At 31.4% G+C, this 3,307-nt stretch carries 5 protein-coding genes; 3 read left to right on the plus strand and 2 right to left on the minus strand.

Translation table 11 applies throughout. The annotated features are described in order from the left end of the window. A partial coding sequence (gene holA, locus WBN21_RS06600; RefSeq protein WP_424198622.1) for a DNA polymerase III subunit delta occupies nt 1–377 on the minus strand: 377 nt, incomplete at its 3' end. A gap of 120 nt (nt 378–497) precedes the next feature. Between holA and WBN21_RS06605 the strand changes: the two genes are divergently transcribed. The 3 genes from WBN21_RS06605 to WBN21_RS06615 all read left to right on the plus strand — a co-directional run bounded on the left by WBN21_RS06605 (nt 498) and on the right by WBN21_RS06615 (nt 2,881). After that, nucleotides 498–944, plus strand: a complete 447-nt coding sequence (locus tag WBN21_RS06605; RefSeq protein WP_424198624.1) for a type I restriction enzyme HsdR N-terminal domain-containing protein — start codon at nt 498–500, stop codon at nt 942–944. Next, complete coding sequence (locus tag WBN21_RS06610) at nt 941–1,930, plus strand: glycosyltransferase family 2 protein (RefSeq protein ID WP_424198626.1); 990 nt, start codon at nt 941–943, stop codon at nt 1,928–1,930. The genes WBN21_RS06605 and WBN21_RS06610 overlap by 4 nt, the downstream gene beginning before the upstream one ends. A 93-nt stretch (nt 1,931–2,023) precedes the next feature. Beyond that, entirely contained in the window at nt 2,024–2,881 is an 858-nt protein-coding gene (locus tag WBN21_RS06615) for an OmpA/MotB family protein (RefSeq protein ID WP_424198628.1), read from the plus strand. A gap of 163 nt (nt 2,882–3,044) precedes the next feature. Here the strand turns inward: WBN21_RS06615 and WBN21_RS06620 are convergent. Then, a partial coding sequence (locus WBN21_RS06620) for an L-threonylcarbamoyladenylate synthase (RefSeq protein WP_424198630.1) occupies nt 3,045–3,307 on the minus strand: 263 nt, incomplete at its 5' end.

A 3,307-nucleotide genomic window follows, 5' to 3' on the forward strand; every position in this document is an offset into this window, starting at 1 on the left:
GTTTTATATAAAGCTTTTCGTTTATCAATTTTTTTGTATTTGTAATTAAACACAAGCACCGTTGTGGGTTGCGGGTTTTCGGCATATTTAGCCAATTTATCAATAGAGCGCGATAAGTCTTGAGCTTCCTTAACAATCACCACTTGGTATTCGGCCATCATTGGGTAGCGTTTGGCATTTCCAATAATATCATCAATAGTTACATCTCTTCCATACAACACCATTTGGTTAAAACCGCGTTCTTCTTCAGCTAAAACAGTCGTTTCAATAAAATCAGAAATTTTATCAATATAATAAGCCTCCTCACCCATTAAAAAATAAATAGGTTTCAGATTTTTGTTTTTTATGTCTGTTACTAGTTGTTTGACTTCGTCCAAATTCTATTAAATTTTCAAATTACAAACTCCAAATATTTAAATACTAAATTTAGAATTTCAATTTATAAATTGTGATTTATAGTTGTGTAGTTTAACTTTGAAAACTAAACACGAAAAATATTGCAGGCGCTTAATTTTCCAAAGTATTCATTCCGATTCAAAAATAGCGAAAATAAAGTTTCTATTTTTGATCCTATACGCAAAAAATTTATCGTTTTACAACCAGAAGAATGGGTGCGACAACATTGCATTCAATTTCTAATACAAGAAAAAGGCTATCCTTCATCTTTAATTAATGTTGAAAAGGAATTGATTATTAACTCATTAAAAAAACGCTACGATATTGTGGTTTATAATTCAGATGGAAGTATCCACCTTATTGTGGAATGTAAAGCACCTAAAATTAGCATCAAACAAAATACATTCGATCAAATTGCACGTTATAATTTAGAGTTAAATGCTACTTTCTTGATGGTAACCAACGGATTAAATCATTATTATTGCCAAATGGATTTTGAAAATGAACGCTATCAATTTTTAAAAGATATCCCAGAATATAATTTATGAAATTAGCAGTAGTCATACTAAACTGGAACGGAAAAAAACTCTTAGAACAGTTTTTACCATCGGTTATTCAACATTCAAATAATGCCGATATTTATGTTGCAGACAATGCCTCTACTGATAATTCAGTTGCTTTTGTAAAGACAACCTTTCCAACTATAAAAATTATTCAAAATAGCAAAAATGAAGGTTTTGCAAAAGGCTATAATGATGCATTAAAATCAGTCGATGCCGATATTTTTTGCCTAGTAAATAGTGATGTTGAAGTAACGCCAAGCTGGTTATTGCCCGTAATTAAAACCTTTAAAGAAAACGCCAATACAGCTATTATTCAACCCAAAATACTCGATTTTAAAAACAAAGAATATTTCGAATATGCTGGTGCAGCTGGTGGGTTTATTGATAAATATGGCTATCCGTATTGCCGCGGTAGAATTTTTGAAACTTTAGAAAAAGACCACGGACAGTTTAATGACACGTCTGAAATATTTTGGGCAACAGGAGCATGTTTATTCATTAGAAGCAACGTTTTTAAGCATTTAAAAGGTTTTGACGAATACTTTTTTGCACATATGGAAGAAATAGATTTATCCTGGCGTGCAAAAAACTTAGGCTATTCAATAAAATATGTTGGCAAATCAGAAATTTATCATGTTGGTGCGGCTACTTTAAAAAATACGAATCCAAAAAAAACATACCTAAATTTTAGAAATAGCCTTATTGCATTAACTAAAAATGCTAATGGTTTTATACTTGGAAAAATATTTGTGCGATTAATTTTAGATGGTATTGCAGGTATAAAATTTCTATTCGACCTGCAACCAAAACATACTTTCGCTATTCTTAAAGCACATGTTAATTTCTATTTTCATTTAAACCGAGTGTTAGCCCAGAGAAAGTCTATAAAAAACAAAATAAAGTACTATTCTAGAACATCCATAGTATTTGATTATTTCGTAAATAAAAAAACAAAATACAATAGTTTATAACTCGTTTGTAAAAGTTTTGTTAAAATGTTAAAATCCAACGAATTTTATATACTTTTGTGCTAATAATTAGAAAATTAATCCTTAATAATAATCATGAAAAAAATTTTATTACTTAGCGTATCTGCAATGCTTTTACTAAGTTCATGTGTATCAAAAAAATTGTTCACAGATCTTGAAGCAAAACAAAAAGAAACTCAAGACTTACTTAACTCTGCAACTGTAAAACTAAATGCATGTCTAGAAGATAGAGCATCTGCTACTGCACGTGTTGAAGCTATGAAAGATCAGCTTGACGATTTAAAAAAGAACAACAATGCCTTAATTAAAAGTTCTCAAGACTTAACAGAATTAACTTCTAAAGGAGCAACAAACCTTGAAAAATCTTTAGAGTCATTACAAGAAAGAGATTTAAAAATCACACGTTTACAAGATGCTATTTCAAGAAAAGACAGCGTAACGTTAGCTTTAGTAACAAGCTTAAAACGTGAAGTTGGTATTAACGATCCAGATATTGAAGTGAGTGTTGAAAAAGGTGTAGTATTTATATCTATCGCCGATAAATTATTATTCCAAAGCGGAAGCTATATTGTAAACTCTAGAGCTAAAGAAGTATTGGCAAAAGTTGCAAAAGTTGTTAATAGCAAACCAGATTTCGAAGCTATGATTGAAGGTCACACAGACAGCCAATCATATAGCAAAGGTGTGTTACTTGATAACTGGGATTTAAGTGTAAAACGTTCTACATCTATCATCAGAGTATTACAAGAACTTGGTGTTAACCCAGGTCAATTAATCGCTGCTGGTCGTAGTTCTTACGTACCTTTAGCCGATAATGATACTGCTGAAAACAGAGCAAAAAACAGACGTACTCGTGTGGTAGTACTTCCAAAAATCGATCAGTTTTACGACATGATTGAAAAAGAAATGAAAAACTTAGAAACTAGTAAGTAATACTAAATTCTATAAACATATTTAAAAAGCTCAATCGAAAGGTTGGGCTTTTTTTTATTCCCTTGAAAAAGGGAATCTCACAACTGTTTTTTTTTAAAATGGGCGTTACGCCCAAAAAAAATAATTGAAATTCATTTAATAAGATTCCTGCATTCGCAGGAATTTAGAAAATTTCCAAACTCCCCTTACCTGCTCTAACAACAACTGGTTCTGCCTCCGATAAATCGATAACCGTTGATGGCTCGTTGTCGCCATAACCACCATCAATAACCAAATCGACCAAATTACCCCATTTTTCTAAAATTAATTCTGGGTCGGTGGTGTACTCCAAAACTTCATCTTCATCATGAATAGAGGTTGAAATAATGGGATTTCCAAGTTGCTTTACAATTTCTAGAGCTATATTATTTGCAGGCACACGAATAC

Source organism: Algibacter sp. (assembly GCF_049667265.1).
Classification (GTDB): domain Bacteria; phylum Bacteroidota; class Bacteroidia; order Flavobacteriales; family Flavobacteriaceae; genus Algibacter_B.